The 20167-nt window shown below is 70.3% G+C and carries 10 protein-coding genes; 4 read left to right on the top strand and 6 right to left on the bottom strand.

All coding sequences use genetic code 11. From position 1 onward, the window contains the following. Position 1: 1 nt before the first annotated feature. The 4 genes from TMZ1T_RS13505 to TMZ1T_RS13490 all read left to right on the top strand — a co-directional run bounded on the left by TMZ1T_RS13505 (position 2) and on the right by TMZ1T_RS13490 (position 8119). The gene (locus tag TMZ1T_RS13505; protein WP_245537181.1) at positions 2-2143 is read left to right on the top strand and encodes a PAS domain S-box protein; all 2142 of its coding nucleotides are present in this window, start codon (positions 2-4) and stop codon (positions 2141-2143) included. Beyond that, positions 2140-6363, top strand: coding sequence for a PAS domain S-box protein (locus tag TMZ1T_RS13500; protein ID WP_012585693.1), 4224 nt, complete (start codon positions 2140-2142; stop codon positions 6361-6363). Before TMZ1T_RS13505 ends, TMZ1T_RS13500 begins: the two co-directional genes overlap by 4 nt. Positions 6364-6462: 99 nt before the next feature. Then, positions 6463-7194 (top strand): PEP-CTERM sorting domain-containing protein, encoded by a 732-nt coding sequence (locus TMZ1T_RS13495; protein WP_261788948.1) that lies wholly within the window; start codon positions 6463-6465, stop codon positions 7192-7194. 172 nt (positions 7195-7366) lie between these two features. After that, positions 7367-8119, top strand: a complete 753-nt coding sequence (locus tag TMZ1T_RS13490; protein ID WP_012585690.1) for an SDR family NAD(P)-dependent oxidoreductase — start codon at positions 7367-7369, stop codon at positions 8117-8119. Positions 8120-8139: 20 nt separating this feature from the next. On the opposite strand, the gene TMZ1T_RS13485 is transcribed toward TMZ1T_RS13490, so the two are convergent. From TMZ1T_RS13485 to TMZ1T_RS13460, 6 genes are all read right to left on the bottom strand, one after another. Next, the gene (locus tag TMZ1T_RS13485) at positions 8140-8871 is read right to left on the bottom strand and encodes an ABC transporter ATP-binding protein (protein ID WP_012585689.1); all 732 of its coding nucleotides are present in this window, start codon (positions 8869-8871) and stop codon (positions 8140-8142) included. Then, positions 8864-10072, bottom strand: coding sequence for an ABC transporter permease (locus tag TMZ1T_RS13480; protein ID WP_051021759.1), 1209 nt, complete (start codon positions 10070-10072; stop codon positions 8864-8866). Before TMZ1T_RS13480 ends, TMZ1T_RS13485 begins: the two co-directional genes overlap by 8 nt. 8 nt (positions 10073-10080) lie before the next feature. Continuing rightward, positions 10081-11241, bottom strand: coding sequence for an efflux RND transporter periplasmic adaptor subunit (locus TMZ1T_RS13475; protein ID WP_261788946.1), 1161 nt, complete (start codon positions 11239-11241; stop codon positions 10081-10083). 393 nt (positions 11242-11634) lie between these two features. Beyond that, positions 11635-15360, bottom strand: coding sequence for a patatin-like phospholipase family protein (locus TMZ1T_RS21360; protein WP_012585686.1), 3726 nt, complete (start codon positions 15358-15360; stop codon positions 11635-11637). Positions 15361-15537: 177 nt separating this feature from the next. Then, positions 15538-18387, bottom strand: coding sequence for a formate dehydrogenase subunit alpha (gene fdhF, locus TMZ1T_RS13465; RefSeq protein WP_012585685.1), 2850 nt, complete (start codon positions 18385-18387; stop codon positions 15538-15540). Then, positions 18384-20141: an NAD(P)H-dependent oxidoreductase subunit E gene (locus TMZ1T_RS13460; RefSeq protein WP_012585684.1), complete on the bottom strand. Its 1758-nt coding sequence runs from the start codon at positions 20139-20141 to the stop codon at positions 18384-18386. The genes fdhF and TMZ1T_RS13460 overlap by 4 nt, the downstream gene beginning before the upstream one ends. Positions 20142-20167: the final 26 nt, after the last annotated feature.

The following is a 20167-nucleotide window of genomic DNA, read 5'->3' as shown; positions in this document are numbered from 1 at the left end:
CATGATGACGCCGAGCACAGCCGACATCGCCGCAGCCTCCGCCATGGAATATCGGCGCGCCGGGCGGCCGGCGTCGTGGCCGCGCGCCGCGAGCGCGCCGCCCATCTCCCTGCGTCACATCCTCGCCGCGCTGTGGCTGGCGCTGATTCCCTCCACCTTGTTCGCACAGGTGCCCGATTTCCGCCAGGTGTTCGACGATCACGGCGTCGTGATGCTGCTGATCGACCCGGCCTCCGGGCAGATCGTCGATGCCAACCCGGCCGCGGCGGACTTCTATGGTTACGGACGCGATGCGCTGCGGTCCATGACCATCGCGCAGATCAACTCCTTCAGCGCGGAGCTGTTGGCGGCCGAGCGCGCCCTTGCCGAAAAGGAAAACCGCAACTACTTCATCTTCCGCCATCGACTGGCGAGTGGCGAGCTCCGTACCGTCGAGGTGTATTCCCATCCTTTCGAATTCGATGGACGTCCCCTGCTGCTGTCGATGATTCATGACATCACCCCCGGACGCAGTCTCGAAGAGGGGATGTGGCACTACCAGCAGCGGCTGGAAGAGTTGGTGGCGGCGCGCACGGCCGAGGCCGAAGCGCGCCATCGTGCCGTTATCGCGCTGCTGGCAGGATTGTCGGTCGCCGCGGTGCTGACCCTGGTCCTTGTCCTGGCCATTCGCCGGATCAAGCGCGCCGAGGCGGAATTGCGCGAGAGCGACGCCCTCTACCGCCATCTCTTTCATGCGAACCCGAACCCCATGTGGGTCTTTGAGCTCGCGACACTGCGCTTCCTGGCCGTGAACGATGCGGCAGTCAGCCACTACGGCTATTCGCGGGACGAATTCCTCTCCATGACGATCAAGGACATTCGCCCGCCCGAGGATCTGCCGCGCCTTTACGAGAATCTGGGCGAGTTGCCCGCAGGGGGCCTCGATCAGGCGGGCGTCTGGCGGCACTTGAAGAAAGACGGCAGTGTGATCGAAGTCGAGATCACCTCGCACGTGCTGGAGTTCGACAGACGGGAGTGCGAACTGGTGCTGGCGCACGACATCACGGCGCGTCGGCAGGCGGAGGAGCGCTTGCGCGAGAGCGAGGAACGCCTGCGTCTGTCCACCGAGCTGGCCCAGGTAGCCGTTTGGGACTATCGCGTGCCGACCGACCGCATGTCGCGCTCGAAGAACCACGACTCCCTCTACGGACTGCCCTGGCAGGACGACTGGGAGTTCGGCACCTTCCTCGACGTAATCCACCCCGACGACCGCCCACGCGCGCGCGAGACGATCCGGCAGTCGTTAGCGCCCGGCGGCCCCGACCACTATGCGTTCGATTTTCGTGTCATCCACCCCGACCAGAGCATCCATTGGCTGAGTGTGGTCGGTCAGGTGGTCGAGCGCGGTCCGGACGGGAGCGGCATGACGGTTCGCGGCACCTTGACGGACGTCACCGAGCGCAAGAGGGGCGAGCTTGCGCTTGCGCTCGCAGCCCGCCGTGACCAAGCCCTGCTGAACCTCCCGGAGGCCGCCGAGGCGCTCGACGAAGCCGCGTTCATGCAGCGTGGGCAGGAACTCGCCGAGGAACTGACCGGTAGCCGGATCGCCGTCATCCATCTCGTCGACGACGACCAGGAGACCATCGAGCGGGTCACCTGGCCGCGTGCCACGCTGGAACAGGATTGCCGGGCCACCCGCGACAAGCATTGCCCGGTCAGCCAGGCCGGCGTCTGGGCGGATGCCCTGCGTCTTCGCGCGCCCGTGGTTTTCAACGACTACGCCAATGCGCCCGACAAGCATGGATTGCCGCAAGGCGATGCGGGCCTGGAGAGGCTGATCAGCGTGCCGGTGATCGAAGACGGGCGGGTACGCATGCTTACGGGGGTCGGCAACAAGCCCGAGCCTTATTCGGGCGCCGACGTGGAAACGGTTCGTCTGCTCGGTGAATCCATCTGGCGCATCGTCAGCAAGAAGCGCCAGCAAGCCGAACTTCGGCAAAAGCTCGCCGAACTGCAGCAGTGGTACGAGGTGATGCTGGGCCGCGAGGGGCGCATCCTCGAACTCAAGCGCGAGGCTGACGCCCTGCGCCAGCGGCTGGATGAACCGCGGCGCTATGCCGAGGACCTGGCAGATCTTCCGCAAGAGGGCGGGATCGCCGAATGAGCACCCCGACCTCGAGCCCGACTCCCCCCGCAAGCCCGATGGGCCGCTCTTTCGGCGCGCGGCTGCTGCTCGTGCTGGCGCTGTCGGTGGCGCTGATCGGCGCCGGCGGCCGCTGGCATTACCACAACCAGCAGGCCGAGGCCCGCCACTTTGCCGCGGAAACGCTCATCCAGATCGCAGACACGAAGGTCGAGCAGATCGCCCAATGGATGACGGAACGGTACGCCGATGCCGAGGCCATGCAGGATGTGCCGCAGGCGGCCCGCTACCTGCAGAGGCCGGACGACGCCCAGGCCCTCGAGAGTGTGCAGGCATGGATGAGCGGAATCCAGCAGCGTCACGGTTACCGCGCGGTGGCCTTGTTCGATGCGGCCGGCGAGCGGTGCCTGGCGGTTCCGGAAACGTATTGCGGCGATGCCGCGAACCTTGCGCATGGCCGCGAGCATGTTCGGCGCAATCGGTTGGCGCGCGAGGTCTCCTTCAGCGACCTGCATCGCCTGCCCGACCAGTCCATCCAGATGATCTTCGCCGCGCAGGTCGGCTTGTCATCCCAGGCGGGGGAGCCGGCAATCGGCATGCTGTTGGTCGTCATCGACCCGCGCCGCTTTCTGTACCCCCTGATCCAGCGCTGGCCCACCCCCAGCGCCAGCGCGGAAACCATTCTCATCCGGCGCGAAGGCGACGAGCTGGTTTCTCTGAACGACCTGCGCCACCGCGCCGATTCGGCGCTCAGGCTGCGGCTGCCGATCGCGACAAACCCGCTCCTTCCGGCGGCGATGGCGGTGCAAGGGGTGCAGGGCGTGGTCGAAGGCGTGGACTATCGCGGCACCCCCGTGCTCGCCGTCGTTCGCAGGGTCATGAACACGCCCTGGTTCATGGTCGCCAAGGTGGATGAGGACGAGATCCATGCGCCGGTGCGTCGGCAGGCCTGGACCACCGGGCTGCTGAGCGTTCTGCTGATGCTGCTGGCCAGCCTCGGGGTCGCTCTGCTGTGGCGCCAGCAGCGGCTGGTGAGCGCACAGCAGGCGGCCGCCGTGCTGCGCGAAAGCGAAAACCGGTTGAGGAAGGCTCTGGATGTCCAGAACGTGGGCGTGATGTTCTGGGACGTGACCTCCGGCACCCTGATCGATGCCAACGACACCTTTCTGAAGATCATGGGTTACAGCCGGCAGGAGGTGGACGCGCACCAGTTGACCTGGCAAACGTTCACGCCGCCGGAATACATCGAGACGAGCATCGCGGAGATGGAGTCGTTCCGGGCGAACGGCCGCGTCGGCCCGTACGAGAAGGAATACTTGCGCAAGGATGGCTCGCGGCAATGGTTCGTGTTTGCCGGCAGCGCGCTCGACGAGAACAGGTGCGTGGAATACTGCATCGACGTTTCCGGCCAGAAGCGGGCGGAATCGGCACTCGCCGAAAGCGAAGAAAGACTGCGGCTCGCCTTGCAGGCCACGAACCTCGGCCTGTATGACCTGAACGTCCAGTCCGGCGAGGCACTCGTCAACGCGGAGTACGCCGCGATGCTGGGGTATGCCCCCGAAACCTTTGTCGAAACCAATGCAGCCTGGATCGAGCGCATTCATCCGGACGACAGGGAGATCACGGCACGCGCCTACGCGGACTACGTGGCGGGAAGAACTGCGCAGTATCGGGTGGAATTCCGTCAGAAAACGCGCGACGGGGACTGGAAGTGGATTCTTTCGCTCGGCAAGATCGTCGCATTCGACGATGCCGGAAAGCCCCTCAGGATGCTCGGCACCCATACCGACATCACCGAGCGCAAGCGGGCCGAGGCCTCCGTGGCGCAACACGCGCGGGAACTGGAACGTGGACGCCAGGCACTGCTGAGCGTGCTGCAGGACCAGCGCCGCGCGGAAACTTCGCTGCGCCAGCTGGCGCTGGCGGTGGAGCAGAGCCCGGAGAGCATTGTCATCACGAACCTCTCGGCCGAGATCGAATACGTCAATGCCGCGTTTCTGGCCACCACAGGCTACACGCGCGAGCAGGTCATCGGCAGGAACCCGCGCATTCTGCAATCCGGCAGGACGCCGCGCGCGACCTACGACGCGATCTGGGCGGCGCTCACGGCCGAGCAGACGTGGAAGGGCGAACTGGTCAACCGCAAGGCCAGCGGCGAGGACTATGTCGAGTTCGCCCATATCGCACCGCTACGGCAGCCGGATGGCCGTATCAGCCATTACGTCGCGGTGAAGGAGGACATCACCGAGAAGAAGCGCCTCGGCGAGGAACTGGATCGCCACCGCCACCACCTCGAAGACCTGGTGACGCAGCGCACCGCCGAACTGGCGCAAGCGCGACAGCAGGCCGAGGCCGCCAGTCAGGCCAAGAGCGCCTTCCTGGCCAACATGAGCCACGAGATCCGCACGCCGATGAACGCCATCATCGGACTGACTCATCTGCTGCGAAAGGATGGTGTCACTCCGCAGCAGGACGGGCGGCTGGAGCAGATCGAGGCATCGGGCCGGCATCTGCTCGGCCTGATCAACGACATCCTCGACCTCTCCAAGATCGAGGCCGGCAAACTCGATCTGGCGCTGGAAGATTTTCACCTCTCGGCGGTGCTCGACCACGTCGCCTCGTTGATTCGCCCGTCCGCCCAATCCAAGGGCTTGCACATCGAGCTCGACGGCGACGCCGTGCCGACGTGGTTGCGTGGCGACCCGATGCGCCTGCGCCAATGTCTGTTCAACCTGGCTGGCAATGCGGTCAAGTTTACCGAAAGGGGCAGCATCGTCCTGCGTGCCAAGCTGCTGAAGGATGGCGCGGAGGGCTTGCAGGTGCGCTTTGAAGTCGAGGACACGGGGATTGGCGTGACGCCGGCGCAGGGGCAGCGCCTGTTCCACGTGTTCCAGCAGGCCGAAGTCGGCACCACGCGCAAATACGGCGGCACCGGTCTCGGTCTGGCGCTGACGCGCAACCTGGCGCAGATGATGGGCGGCGAGGCGGGGATGGATAGCATCCCGGGCGAGGGCAGCACCTTCTGGTTTACGGTGCTGTTGCAGCGCGGCCACGGCATCATGCCCGCGCCAACGGCGCGGCGCGCCGATGCCGAGCGGGCGCTGCGCCATGAGCAGGCGGGCACGCGGGTGTTGCTGGTGGAAGACAACCCCATCAACCGGCTGGTGGCATTGGAGCTGCTGCATGCCGTCGGTTTGACGGTGGAGACGGCCGAGGACGGCGCCGAGGCCCTGGAGCGGGTCAAGGCCGCCGACTACGCGCTGATCCTGATGGACATGCAGATGCCGGTGATGGATGGCCTGGACGCGACCCGCGCCATCCGCGCCCTGCCGGGCTGGCGCGACAAGCCGATTCTGGCAATGACCGCCAATGCCTTCGATGACGATCGCCGCACCTGCGTGGAGGCCGGCATGAACGATTTCATCGCCAAGCCCGTGGAGCCGGAGCGGCTCTACGCCACCCTGCACAAGTGGCTGCCGGGGCGAACCGGGAAGTTGCCTCCGTCGGCGTCCGACGAGTCGGACTTCGCACTTGATGAAGGCGACCACCCGTGCAGCGTTGCAGGTGCTGGCGTGATGGCGCCGCAGGCCGACCTGGCTCCGCTGGCCGCAGCGCCTGCGGAGGCCGCCGATGCCGAGCTGCGCACGCGGCTGTCGGCGATTGGCGATCTGGATCTGGAAAGTGGCCTGCGCACCTTGGGCGGTTCGTGGCTGGACTACCCGCCTATCCTGGGGCTCTTCGCCGAATACCATGGCGACGATGCACGCAAACTCGCCGAACAGATCCAGCAAGACGATCTTGCCGGCGCGAGGCGCCTGGCTCACGCGCTGAAGGGTGCGGCCGGCACGGTCGGCGCCACGATCGTCCATCGACTCGCCGGCGACCTCGAGGACGCGCTCAAGCGCGGCGACCGTGCGGAGGTGCAGGCGGCGCTGGTGCCGCTGACCGAACGTCTGCCCAGGCTGATTGCCGCGCTACAGGATGCTCTGGTGCGTGCGAATCGGGTAATGGTGCAGGAGATGCCTGCAAGACGGGTGGACACCAGCGTGCTGGTGCGACTCGAGGCCTTGCTGACCGGGGACGACACGACGGCGATCAGCTTCCTTGCGGAGAATCGGCAGGCCCTGCGCGAGACCTTGCTGATGGACTTTGAAGAGGTTCGACGCCAGATCGAGGTGTTCGACTTTCCGGGGGCATTGGAAAGCGTGCGCGCGGCGCTTGCGGCCTTGGCGAGCAAGTAGCGTCGGCACGCCGGTTTCAGCGTCTGCAAGAGGACGACGGCGGGCTCGGTTCCGCGCCGCCGCATCATTTCCCTTGCCTGTCACTTGCCACCGTCTAGAGTGAAGGATCAAGCCGGCAGGGTGGGTCAGGCTGGCAAGGCGCGGAGGATCGACGGATCCATCCACAGGCAGCCAATCGAGCTGCTGCAATCCGGCAGTGATCCGAATGTCCCCCACATCAATAACCCCGGGACTGCGCCGGATACGACCCAGGGTGGGGTGCTCGACTTCTATTGGTGGGACAACAACAATCAGAACATCAGCTCGCCGTTCAGTGCCGCCGATCTCGCCAGGCGTGGCCAGGGGGGCAGTCGGAGCGGCAACGCCGAGGGCGCCTATCAGGGGGTGAGCTGCGCAGCGAACAATAATGCCGGCTGCTATTTTCTTGCGCGTTTCGACTTCACCTCTGGTGCCGATGTCAATAGCCAGGTCAATACGATGATCTCTCCGGCAGGGACGCAGAACTTCTCGAGTTATCTGAGTGTCGATACCGGTGTGATGGGCTATTGGAGCGCCGCGCTCGATTCGGATTTCTTCACGCTCAACCCCAACAACCAACGATGCGGCGACCCGGGCGTCTCTTGCGTCCGCGCCAACGATATGCGAACGGCGGGCGACTTCACGAGGCTCGGTGCCGAAAATTGGGATGTCGCCAATACGGATATCATTGGACTGGGCAAGACTGGAACCTCGACGGCGTTCGTCGTGCCGGAGCCGACATCGCTCATCCTGCTCGGACTTGGCGTGGCGCTGATCGGCGTGAGCAGAACGGAGCGCCGGGCAAGGAGATGAAAGGATTCGGTGGGCCAAGGGTGTTCATCAGCAGGCGCGCATTCGAAATGCGCGCCTGCTTTCGTCTTGTGGGCGAAGAGCGTGAGCGCGACGCAAAGGAGGGCCTGATGAGCTGTCTGGAGATGGATGAGCAAATGGAAGACCTGACCCCATCGTATTTCAGGAGCGAGACATGGTGAGAAAGCTTGAAGGCAAGGTGGCCGTCGTCACGGGCGCAAGCAGCGGGATCGGCAAATCGATCGTCGAAAGCTATGCGCAGGAAGGCGCCCGGGTGGTGGCGTTCGCGCGCAATCTCGACGCCTTGAAGGCACTCGAGACCGCGTGGCCCGGGCAGGTCCGGGCCGTGGCGGGTGACGTGACCAGGGCCGAGGACCTGCAGCACCTGGTCGATGAAGCCGTCCGCGTCCATGGCGGTGTGGATGTCGTCGTGCCCAATGCCGGCATCGCGCGCGTCGTGTCTTTCGCGGACAGCACCGCCGAAGCCTTCCATACGCAGTTCTCGGTCAATCTCTTCGGTGCGGCGGAAACCGCGCGTCTCTTCGTTCCCCACATCCGCAAGGGGGGCTCGATCCAGTTCATCACGACCTTCCTGACCCAGGTCGGCTTTCCCGGGCTGGCCATCTACAGCGCCAGCAAGGCTGCGTTGAAGTCCCTGTCCCAGACCCTGGCGGCCGAGCTTGCCCCCCTGGGCATCCGGGTCAACTCGATCGCCCCCGGCCCGATCGGGACGCCGCTGTGGGGCACGGTCGGGCTGCCGCCCGAGATCCTGGGGGCCGTCGCGGAGAAGATCACGTCCCGGCTCATGCCTGGCGCATTCGGTCAGCCGGAGGATATCGCCGAGCTCTCGGTGTTCCTCGCGTCGGACAGCGCCAGGAACATCTACGGCCAGGAAATCGTCGTGGATGGCGGCTACACGGTCGGATGAGCTGCGTCGCGCTCGCGGCCTCATGAGCCGTCGACCGGGCCAGAGTCCGGCGGCGCGGCGTTGTTGGGCCGGTCGGAGACGACGACTCCGTCCACGAGTTCGATGATGCGGTCGCAGCGGCGGGCGAGGCGGGGGTCGTGGGTGACGATCAGGAAGCTCGTACCGAGTTGCCGATTGACCTCGCGCAGCAGCGCGAAGACCTCGTCCGCCGAGTGCGTGTCGAGGTTGCCGGTGGGTTCGTCGGCGAGCACCAGCGCGGGCGACATCGCCAGCGCACGGGCGATGGCGACGCGCTGCTGCTGGCCGCCGGAGAGCCGGTTGGCGAGCTGGCGCCGCTGCCGGGCCAGGCCGACGCGGTCGAGCAGCTCGCCGGCGCGCGCGAACATCGCCGCGTCGGGCCGCCCGCGCGCGATCAGCAGCGGCATGGCGACGTTCTCCTCGGCGGTGAAGGCGGGGATCAGGTGGTGGTGCTGGAACACGAAGCCGATGCGTTCGCCGCGCAGGCGGGTGAGGGCGGTGTCGTCGAGCGTCGCGGTCTCCTCGCCATCGATGACGAGGCGGCCGCTGCTGGGGCGGTCGAGCAGGCCGATCAGATTGAGCAGCGTGCTCTTGCCCGAGCCGGAGGGGCCGATCAGGGCGGCGAACTCGCCGCGCCCGAGGCGCAGGTCGATGCCGTGCAGGACTTCGTACTCCGTGTCGGCGCCGGCGTAGGCCTTGCGCAGGCCTTCGAGTTTCAGGACCGCGTCAGCCACGGATCGCCACCACCGGGTCGAGCCCTGCCGCACGCCGTGCCGGCAGCAGCGCCGCGAGGATGCCGACCACGCTGGCGCCGCCCGCGGCGATCGCCACCAGCGCGGGCTCGACGCCGATGTCGAACAGCGGCGTGCCGTCCGGGTTGCGCGCGAGCATCCGCCACAGCATCAGGAAGGCCCACGCCAGCGCCGAGCCCAGGAAGGATCCGAGGAAACCCACGATGCCGCCCTGCAGCAGGAAGATGCGCCGCATCTGCGCCTGCGTGGCGCCCATCGCCCGCAGGATGCCGATCTCCTTGCTGCGCTGGACCACCGACACCACCAGCACGCTGGCGATGCCGAAGGACACCGAGAGCGCGATGAAGAAGCGGATCACGTTGCTCGACACCCGCTGCGAGGTGAGCGCGGTGACGAACTGCGCGTTGGTGCGGATCCAGCTGTCGGCGATCAGGCCGGACTCGGCGGCGATGCGCTGCGCCACGTCCTCCGCGAGGTCGAGGTCGTGGAGGGCGAGGTCGATGTTGGAGACGCCGCCGACCAGGTCGAGCAGGGTCTGACCGGTGCGCAGGCCGACATAGACGTTGCGTGCATTGACGCCCTTGTTGCCGAGATCGAACAGCCCGGTCACGGTCAGCGTCTCGGCCTCGCCCTGCGCGCCGCGGATGCGCAGCTTGTCGCCGACGTCGGCGCCGAGGTCCTTGGCCAGCTCGATGCCGATCACCGCCTCGCCGGCGCCGACGCGCAGCTCGCCGGCGGTGATGCGTCCGCCGAGGTCGATGACCTGCTGGTAGCGCGCGGGTTCGATGCCGAGCAGGGTCACCGCCTTGCTGGCGTCGCCACGCACCGCGAACGCCGGGCCGGAGGCGGCCGGCGACACCGCGGCGATCTCGGGCCAGGCCTCGAGGCGGTCGCGCAGCAGTTGCCACTGGTCGATCGAGCGCAGCCGCTGCGCCTGCTTCTGCAGGCGGATCGCGTCGTGCCCGCTCGAGGCCTGCGGGCGCGCCACCTCCTCGGCCGGCAGCAGCACGATGTGCGCCTGCGAACTGAGCGTGCGGCGCACCAGGTTGGCCTGCAGACCGGACAGCAGCGCCGACATGAACACGATCACCGCCACGCCGACGCCGACGCCGACGATGATCAGCAGCGACTGCATGCGTCCCTCCTGCAGGAAGCGCAGCGCGGCGATCCATTCGAAGGGCATCCACGACTTCATGGCTGCACGCGCGTCCGCACCGCCCGCCCTGCGGGCACGTCGGCCGGCGCCGGCACCACGGCCTCGCCGGCGGCGAGGCCCTCGAGCACCTCCACCCTGCCGGCGCCGCGGATGCCCAGCCGCACCGGCTGGCGTGCGGTACGGCCGTCGCGCACCACCAGCACCCAGGGCTGCGCCCCGCCGGACTCGCGTACCGCCGCGGCGGGCACGGCCAGCGTGCGCTCGCGCCGCGCCGCCTCGATGTCGAGCGATACCGTCATCTCGTGGCGCAGGTAGGGCGGCGGCTCGGGTACGCGCAGGCGGACCTCCACCGAGCCGCGCTGGGCGTCCACCGAGGGGGCGATGTAGGCGAGCACGGCGGCGAAGCGCTCGCCCGGGTAGGCATCGGCCGAGGCCAGCGCGGCCTGGCCGGGGTGAAGCAGGGCGAGGTTCTTCTCGTCGATCTGCACGGTGAGCTCGGTGGCGCCGGCCGGGGCGATCGTCATCAGCGGCGTGCCTGGCTGCACGGTGTCGCCGGCCTCGACGTTGCGGGTCAGCACGGTCCCCGCGACCGGGGCGCGCAGGGTCGCGTAGCTCAGCCGGGTCTCCGCCGCGGCCAGCGCCGCGCGCGCCTGTTCCAGGGCGCTGCGCGCGAGCTCGATCTCGCTGCCGCCAGGCTGCTGGCTGGCGCGCTGCAGGCGGGCGCTGCGGACCTGGCTGTCGGCCACGTCGAGCGCCCGGCGCGCCTCGTCGAGCTGTGCCTGGCTGTAGAAGCCGCGCGCGACGAGCTCCTGCACGCGCCGATGGTGCCGCTGCGCCTGCAGCGCCGTGGCCTCGGCCTGGCGCAGCGCCTGTTCGGCCACCGGCAGGCCGAGCTCGCGCAGCTGGCGCAGGCGCGCCTCGCCCTGCACCACGGCGGCGCCGGCCTGGGCGACGGCCGCCCCCCACTCGCGCTCGTCCAGGCGCAGCAGCGCCTGGCCCGGCGCCAGCGCGTCGCCCTCGCGCACCTCCACCGCCTGCACGCGCCCGGCGATCTGCGCCGATACCACGATGCGCTCGGGCGTGCGCACCCGCCCGCTCGCCACGATCGCCTGGCGCAGCGGTCCCTCCTCGACGAGGGCCACGTTCACCGTCTCGTGGTGGAAGGTGGCGAAGGCGAGCGCGGAGATCGCCAGCACGCCCGCGCCGACGCCCGCGCGCGAGCCGAGCAGGCGTCGCAGGGTGGAGGGGCGGCCGGCGCGGAGAGGATCGTCGGGGGTCTTGCCGGGTGTGTTCAGGATGATCGTGGCTCCGCTGTCGATGCCGCGGGCTGGGTTTGCTGCTGCGGGTACGAGGGCCGCGTCGTGCCGCCCGGCCGGCGCCGACCGGCTCGGGCAGGTCCGGCGGGGTTCCGCGGACGGGGCTCGGAGGTCGGGGCAAGGCAGGGCGGACGCGGCGGGAACGCCCACGAGCCGGCGGGACCCGCATTGTCGCCGCCCGGCGCGGTCGCCGACAAGCGCCGGGGCTGAGCTTCGATCGCGTCACCGCCGCGGAGGCGCGCACTCGCCCGCGATGCGCATGACGGCGTCGACTTACTTGGCTTCGCCCTGCCTGGCGGGGATCTCGCGGCCGATCCAGACCTCGATCACGCCGCGGGTCGGCTTGAGCGATGCCGCGAGCGGCTCGACCTTCCAGTTCCCGAAACCGACCGCCTTGCCCAGCTCTTCGGCGCAGCGCTTCGAGGCGGGATCGTGATGGCGCACGGTGGTCAGCGCGACCTGGCGCGGCGGCGTGCGCTGCGCCGCGCGCGCCGTGGCCTCGACGTCTTCGATCGGCGGCACCGAGGCGCCGAGCTTGCGCCAGGCGTCCCGGTAGTCGCGCACCGTGTCGCGTTGCGTAGGGCCGAAGATCTGCAGGTAGATGGTCGTGCCGGCGCAGATCTTCGAGTTCGCCTCCACCGCGGCGGGCGCAGTGGGCGCGGGCGCGGGCGCAGGCGCGACGGGCGCGACGGGCGGCACGGGCGCCGGTCGTGGGGGCGGAGCGGTGGGTGGAGGGGGCGGCTTCGCCGTCGGGGACTGCGCGGTCGGTGGGGTCGGCTGTTCGCCGGCGAGCGCCACGGTGGGGCAGGCCAGCGCGGCGTTGTGTTCCTCCCGGGCGAACTCGCGTGCCTCGGCGAAGGAGTCGGCCGGGTGTGCGGACTTGCCCCGCTGTGCCTCGAAGCCGTAGCGGTAGGCCCAGTAAGTCGGCAGCCTGGTCTTGGCCGGTGCGGCCGGGCGCCCGGCGAAGCAGATCTGTGGCCATTCGGCGCCCCCGGCGTCCGGGCGGGTGTTGGCGACGAGGAGCGCGGCGCACGCGCGGCTGCGCATGCGCGTCTCGACCAGGCCGCAGCGCTCGGCAACCTCGTCGAAGATCTCCTGCACCAGGCTGGATTCCGCGAGCCAGTCGGCCTCCCGTCGGGCGCACAACGCGTCCGCATGGTGCAGGAAGCTGCCTGCCAGCGCGGTGAGCTTCGGATGCTCCTCGCTCATGAGTGTCGTCGAGCAGCGGTCGCGTCCGGGCAGGGCGGCCCAGTCCTCGGTGATCTTCAGGATCGCGGCGCGTTCGGTCTTGCGTTCCTCGGCCAGGGCGCCGATCGCGCCGTCGATCGCCTGCCATGAGGACACCAGCACGGTGGCCACCGCGCCGATGCCGATCGAGGCGCTCACCGCGCTGTTGCGGATGCGCTCGGGCAGCCGGCTGGCCGCGGCCTCGGCGGCGGCCGCGGCGGCCGCGCCCGCGCCCGCCGGCACCGTCGCCGGGGTAACGGAGGCCCGGGGCGTCGCGGCGGTGAGGGCGCCGGTGTCGGACTCGAACAGCGTCGCGTGGCGACTGCGCAGTGCCTCCAGCAAGTCGCTGTCGAGCACGTCGCCGAGATTGAAGCCGAGCTGGTAGTAGCTCTCCCACTGCGCTTCGTCGAAGAACTGGTCGGCGGTGGTCTGCTGCGGGAAGGCCGGGTTGCTGGCGGCGAAGTTGATCAGGTCGACCGGCAGCCCGGCGCTGATGTTGGGCTTGACCAGCACCAGCCAGCCCGGCTCGGTCGCGCCGACGTAGCGCACACGGGCGAGCGCGAGGCAGGCGTTGCTCTTGCGCGAGGCCAGATCGTTGAGCGAGCCGAACAGCTCGACCCCGGGCGGTCGATCGTTCTCGCCCGCTGCGCGGGGGCGCGGGCGCAGGAACTCGATCTCCGCGCCGAGGTCGATGCGCGCCTTGCGCACCAGGTTCTCCAGGTCGCCGAAGCGGTAGTCCGGGTCGGCGCCGCAGTCGGCGAGCACGATCATGCGGCAGCGTTCGGCGAGCAGGGCGTAGGCGGCCGTGTTCTCGAAGTGGCCGCCATCGCTGAGGAACCAGTCGGGTCCGCTGCTGCCCTTGAAGTTGCAGAACACCTCGCTGAGCAGGCCGCGTGACTTGGCCGCGAGGCGGCGTTTCGGGCGCTGCAGGTTCTCCCGTGCAGCGCGCGTCCACCAGTAGCCGAGGCGAATGCCGGCGAAGGCCAGCAGCGCCGAGATGCCGCCGCGCGTCTGGCTGCCCAGGCCGGGCGACACCGCGGCGCCCGAGATCGCCACCCACGAACCCAGGCCGAGGGCGCCTGCACCGGTCACCTGGAACCACGGTTCCTGGCCCACCCGCACCCAGCCTTCGGGGCCCACCGTCAGCGGCAGGCCGCGGCGGTCGCGGTTGAACAGTCCGCCGCGCGGGTCGTGCGTCTGATTGATGCAGACCCCGATCAGATGCACCGGGCCGCCTTGCCGATGCGGCGCGTAGGCTTCCAGCGCGAGGTCATCGTCGGGGTCGGGGTCGAACACGCTCTTGTGGGCGAGGTGTGCGGCGCCGCGCTCGGACACGACGGCGGTCGGCCCGAGTGTGTCCTGCTGGCCGAAGCGGGCCGGATTGGCCGCGCCCAGGTAGCTGCGCACCAGGCGCGCGCGGTAGAAGGTGTGCAGCGAGGACAGGTTGAGGAACTCGAAATTCCGCCCGGTGGCGAGCACGTAGCCGCCGGCCGCAGTACCGATCGCGAGCAGCCGGAGCCAGGGCGCGCCGAAGTCCACCGTGCCCTCGGTCGCGAACATCGGCCCCAGCGCCGCCGCGTGCACAAGCGAGACCCACCACGCGCACAGCAGGAAGCTGAGTACGTAGCCGGAGAGCTGGCCCAGGCTCAGCAGCAGCTTGCCGCTGATTCCGCCTTGGGGGCCGCCACCCAGCGCCGGCATCGCCGCCCGCAGCACGGCGGCGGCCACCGCCAGGGCGAGCGCGGTATTGGCCTGCGCCTTGAACTCGAAGGCGAGGAACCACGCCACCCGGTCCACCAGTCCGAGCAGCAGCACGACCGCGATCGCCTTCATGCACAGGGATTGCCAGTCGGCCAGCCAACGCCGCACCGCCTCCTCGCGGAGCCGCAGCGCATCGCGCTCGGTCTCGTCGAAGAGGTGGCGCAACAGGAAGCGCGACCACGGGATCGCGATCAGCCAGGCGACGGCCAGGCCGATCGCGCCCCAGGCCAGCGCCATCCGGATCGCATGACCGGGCTGCCACTGCGGACCGATGATGGCGTCGCCGTAATGCACCAACAGGCCCAGGACGATCGTCAGGATCACGCATTGCACGGCGACGAAGCCGGGCCGCCATCCCGGCCGCCCGGCCGACGCCACCCAGGGCACGACCCAGTACGCCGCGGTCGCCAGGCCGCCGAGCACGGCCAGCACCGGGATCGCGACCGGCCACAGCGTGGGCAGCCAGGGGGGCAGCCGGCGCAGGGCCTCGATGCGCTCGCCCGTCACCCACCCGTCCGTCACCCAGTGCGCGATCGCCGCCCACACGCCCACATCGACCGCCGCCAGCACCACGCCGAGCGCGAGGGCCAGCGCGCCGAGCTCGAGGTGGATCGCGAGCAGGTTGCGCAGGAAGACGGCGAGCGCGAAGGTCTTGTCGGCCGGTCCGCGCGGCACCAGGTAGCGGCCGTTGGCGCGCAGCCACCAGCGAAACCAGCGTGGCTCCTGGGAGCCGAAGGCCGCGAAGATGGCGCGGGTGTCGTCCGCGGAGCGTGCGCCGTGCAGCAGGCGGCCGAGCATGCCGCCGATGTAGCCGCCGCCGGACACGGTCGAGAGCAGGTCGAAGCGTTCAAGCAGACGGTTGCGGGCGAGCACGCCGAGCAGGCCGAAACAGAAGGTCGCGCTGCGGATGCCGCCGCCCGACAGGGCCAGGCCCCATTTGTCCGCGACGCCGTCCTTGCGCCCGAGGGCCGCGCGCCGTTCGGCCACCAGTTGGTCGATCTTCTCGCTCATGGCACCGTCCTCCCCGCCGCTGGTGCGAAGCCGCGAACACCGTTTCGCGCGCACAGTGTCTCTATAGCACCCGAACTCTGCGCATGACAGCATCAAGCACGGCCGCGGCGGTGCCGCGCGGACCCGGTGCCCCGCGTTCGGGACGGCGGCGCGCGCACAGTGCGCCGCCCGGCAGGTTCATGCGGGCGCGAGCCGGCACGCAGCGTACTTGAACTCCGGAATCTTTCCGTACGGATCGAGGGCCGGGTTGGTGAGCAGGTTGGCTGCGGCTTCGACGTAGCAGAAGGGCACGAAGACCATGCCCGCGGGCATCAGCGGATCGGCGCGGGCGGCGAGCGTGATGCGGCCGCGGCGGGTCTCGATGCTCAGCGCGGCGCCGGGGGCGAGGCCGAGTCGGGTGAGTTCGGCCGGGGCCAGCGTCGCCACCGCGGCCGGTTCGAGCGCGTCGAGCACCGCGCTGCGCCGCGTCATCGCGCCGGTGTGCCAGTGTTCGAGCTGGCGGCCGGTGATCAGCACCGTGGGCCAGGCGGCGTCGACCGGCTCGTCGGGCGGCAGCGGCACGGTGGGGCGGAAGCGCGCGCGTCCGCTCGCGGTGGGGAAGCGGTCGTCGAAGACCACGTCCTTGCCCGGGGCGTCCTCGGCCGGGCAAGGGGTTGTGACCGCTCCCTCGCGCTCCAGACGCGCCCAGTCGATGTGGTCGAGCGAGCGCATCGCCCGCTTCATCTCGGCGAAGACTTCGCGCGGGTGCGCGTACTGCCAGTCGAGGCCGAGGCAGCGGGCGAGCTGCTGGAGGATCCACCAGTCGGGCCGCGCCTCGCCGGGCAGCGGCACGGCGGCGCGGCCGAGCTGGATCTGGCGGTTGGTGTTGGTGACGGTGCCGTCCTTCTCGGGCCAGGCCGAGGCGGGCAGGATCACGTCGGCGAACTGCGCGGTCTCGGTGACGAAGAGGTCCTGCACGACGAGGTGCTCGAGCCTGGCGAGCGCGGCGCGGGTGTGGTGCAGGTCGGGGTCGGACATCGCCGGGTTCTCGCCGAGGATGTACATGCCGCGCACCCGGCCGGCGGCAATCGCGTCCATGGTCTCGACGACCGTGAGGCCGGGCTCGGCGGGGAGCGGCGTCGCCCACAGTTCCTCGAAGGCGGCGCGGTACTGCGCGTCGCCCACCGGGCGGTAGTCGGGCAGCACCATGGGGATGAGGCCGGCGTCGGACGCCCCCTGCACGTTGTTCTGCCCGCGCAGCGGATGCAGGCCGGTGCCGGGGCGGCCGACATGGCCGGTGGCGAGCGCGAGCGCGATCAGGCAGCGCGCGTTGTCGGTGCCGTGCACATGCTGCGAGATGCCCATGCCCCAGAAGATCATCGCGCGCTCGGCGGTGGCGTAGAGGCGGGCGATGGCGCGAATCTCGTCCGGCGCCACCCCGCACAGCGGCGCCATGGCCTCGGGCGTGAGCGGTGCGACGTGGGCGGCGAGCGCCTCGAAGCCCTCGGTGCGCGCGGCGATGAAGTCGCGGTCGCACAGGCCCTCGCCGACGATGACGTTGAGCATGGCGTTGAAGAGCGCGACGTCGCTGCCCGGCGTGAAGCGCACCATGCGGTGGGCGTGGTGGCCGAGCACCAGGCCGCGCGGGTCGAGCACGATCAGCCTGGTGCCGCGCTTGGCGGCCTGCTTGAAGTACGTGGCGGCGACCGGGTGGTTCACCGTCGGGTTGCAGCCGGTGAGGATGACCACGTCCGCGTGCGCGGCCTGCATGAAGGAGGCCGTGACCGCGCCCGAGCCGATGCACTCCATCAGCGCGGCGACCGAGCTGGCGTGGCACAGCCGGGTGCAGTGGTCGACGTTGTTGGAGCCGAAGCCCGTGCGCACCAGCTTCTGGAACAGCCAGGCCTCCTCGTTCGAGCACTTGGCGCTGCCGAAGCCGGCGAGCACGCCGGGGCCGTGGGTGTCGAGCAGGCGGCGCAGGCCGGCGGCGGCGAAGTCGAGCGCCTCGTCCCAGCTCGCCGGGCGGAAGTGGCTGAGCGGATTCGCCGGATCGAAGGCGGGATCCACGCCCTTGGGCACGCCCGCGCGGCGGATCAGCGGCGTCGTGAGGCGGCCGCGGTGGTTGGGGTAATCGAAGCCGAAGCGGCCCTTCACGCACAGGCGGTTCTCGTTGGCCGGGCCGTTGCGGCCCTCGACGAAGAGGATGCGCTCGTCCCGGACGTGGTAGGTGAGCTGGCAGCCCACGCCGCAGTAGGGGCACACCGAATCCACCTTGCGCTCGGCGCAGGCCGAGTCGCCGCGGCCCTGCGCATCGACCAGGGTGGCGGGCATCAGCGCGCCGGTGGGACAGGCCTGCACGCACTCGCCGCAGGCCACGCAGCTGCTGTCGCCAAGCGCATCGTCGAAGTCGAAGACGATCTTCGCGCGTGCACCGCGGTGGGCGAGGCCGATGACCTCGTTCACCTGCACCTCGCGGCAGGCGCGCACGCACAGGCCGCAGGTGATGCAGGCGTCCAGGTTCACGTGGATCGCGGGGTGGGTGCGGTCCGGCTGCTGCGCTGCGGGGCCGCGGTCGGCGGCGGGCAAACGCATGTGCTCGACCAGCTCCCAGAAATGGCTGGAGCGGTCGGGGCTGTGCGTGCGTGCCGGCTGCTGTTCGAGCAGCAGTTCGAGCACACCCTCGCGCGCCTGCCGTGCCCGCGCCGAGCTGGCGCTGCGTACCACCATGCCCGGCTGCGCCGCGCGCATGCAGGAGGCGGCGAGCACGCGCTCGCCCTCGATCTCGACCATGCAGGCGCGGCAGTTGCCGTCGGCGCGGTAGCCGGGCGCGTCCTTGAAACACAGGTGGGGGATGCGTTCACCGGCGCGCAGTGCGACCTTCCACAGCGTCTCGCCGGGGAAAGCCTGCACCGCGACGCCGTCGAGGAGGATCTCGAAGGCGTCCGCACGCTGGTCGAGCGCGTCGTGTGCTGCCGCACGATCCGGCGCGGTCGCCAGGCCGGGGGGCTGGGGCGTGGGGCTGCGGTCCTCGCGATCGTGCCGGCTCATGGCTGCAGCTCCCCGGCATCGCGGGCAGGAGGCCCGGCATGCAGCCTCACCCCGGCGCGCGCGAGCTCGGCCGGGAAGAAGCGCAGCAGGCTGCTCACCGGATTGGGCGCGGCCTGGCCGAGGCCGCAGATCGAGGCGTCGCGCAGGGTCTGCGCGAGGGCCTGCAGCCGCGCCACGTCCCAGTCGTCCGTGCGCAGCAGCGTGAGCAGCTTTTCGGTGCCGAGGCGGCAGGGCGTGCATTGGCCGCAGGATTCGTCGGCGAAGAAGGCGAGCAGGTTGTCGGCGACGGCGCGCAGATCGTCCTGGTCCGAGAGCACGATGATCGCCGCCGAGCCGATGAAGCTGCCGTGGGGCTGCAAGGTGTCGAAGTCGAGCGGCAGATCGGCGAGCGCGGCGGGCAGGATGCCGCCCGAGGCGCCGCCGGGCAGGTAGGCGAGCAGGCGGTGGCCAGGCTGCAGGCCGCCGCAGTGCTCGTCCACCAGCTCGCGCAGGGTGATGCCGGCGGGGGCCAGGTGCACGCCCGGCTTGTTCACCCGGCCAGACACCGAGAAGCTGCGCAGGCCGCTGCGCCCGCGCCGCCCCTCGCCGGCGAAGGCGGCGCCGGCGGCGAGCAGCGGGATCCAGTACAGGGTCTCGACGTTGTTCACCAGCGTCGGCCGGCCGAAGAGCCCGGCCTCGGCGACGAAGGGCGGGCGATGGCGCGGCTTGCCCGGCTTGCCTTCGAGCGACTCGATCAGCGCCGACTCCTCGCCGCAGATGTAGGCGCCGGCGCCGCGGCGCAACACGATGAAGCCGGGTGCGACGAGGCCGGCGGCCTCCAGTTCGGCGATCGCCTCGCGCAGCACCGCGTGCAGGCCGGGGTATTCGTCGCGCAGGTAGACGTAGATCGCCGCCGCGCCCACCGCGAGCGCGCTCGCCAGCGCGCCCTCGAGCACCCGGTGCGGCGCCGTTTCCAGGTAGTGGCGGTCCTTGAAGGTGCCCGGCTCGCCTTCGTCGGCATTGACGACCAGGTAGCGCGGTGCGGCGCCGGCGCGCACCGCCTGCCACTTGCGCGCGGTCGGGAAGCCGGCACCGCCGAGGCCGCGCAGGCCGGCTTCGGCGAGCCGGGCCTCGAGCGCGGCAACGCCGGTCTCGCCGCTGCGCAGGCGCTGGAGCAGGGTGTAGCCGCCTGCGGCGCGATAGTCGGCGAGGCGCTGCCAGGCGATCGGTTCGGGGTCGAGCGCTCCGCGGGCGAGTGCGGCCAGGACCGCGGCCGGGGTCGCGCGGCTCAGGTGACGGCGGCCGAGCTGGGCGACCGGGGCCTGGTCGCAGCGTCCCATGCAGGGCGCGCGCAGCACGCGGATGCGCGCCGGATCGAGCGCGGCGTCGAGCGCCGCGCGCAGCGCCTGCGCGCCGGCGAGCTGGCAGGGCAGGGAGTCGCACACGCGCACGGTAAGCGCGGGTGGCACCGGCTCGTCCTCGCGCACGACGTCGAAGTGGGCGTAGAAGGTGGCGGTCTCGTACACCTCGGCCATCGGCATCCGCATCCAGTCGGCGAGCGCGCGCAGGTGGCGCAGCGAGAGGTGGCCGAAGCGGTCCTGCAGCGCATGCAGGTGCTCGATCAGCTCGTCGCGCTCGCGGTGGGCAGCGCCGAGCAGGGCCTCGATCTCGGCGAGCGCGGCGGGATCGGTCTGGCGTCCGCGCAGGCCGGGGCGGGTGTGCCGGCCTGCGGCTTGGGAGGCGGAGGGGGAGGGGGAGGGGGAGGGAGAAGGCATGGCGATCGGATCCGGGGTGCTGCGGG

This window comes from Thauera aminoaromatica (assembly GCF_000021765.1).
GTDB classification, from domain to species: Bacteria; Pseudomonadota; Gammaproteobacteria; order Burkholderiales; family Rhodocyclaceae; genus Thauera; species Thauera aminoaromatica.
The sequence above is the reverse complement of the archived record's forward strand: the minus strand, read 5'-3'. Positions and strand labels throughout refer to the sequence as shown.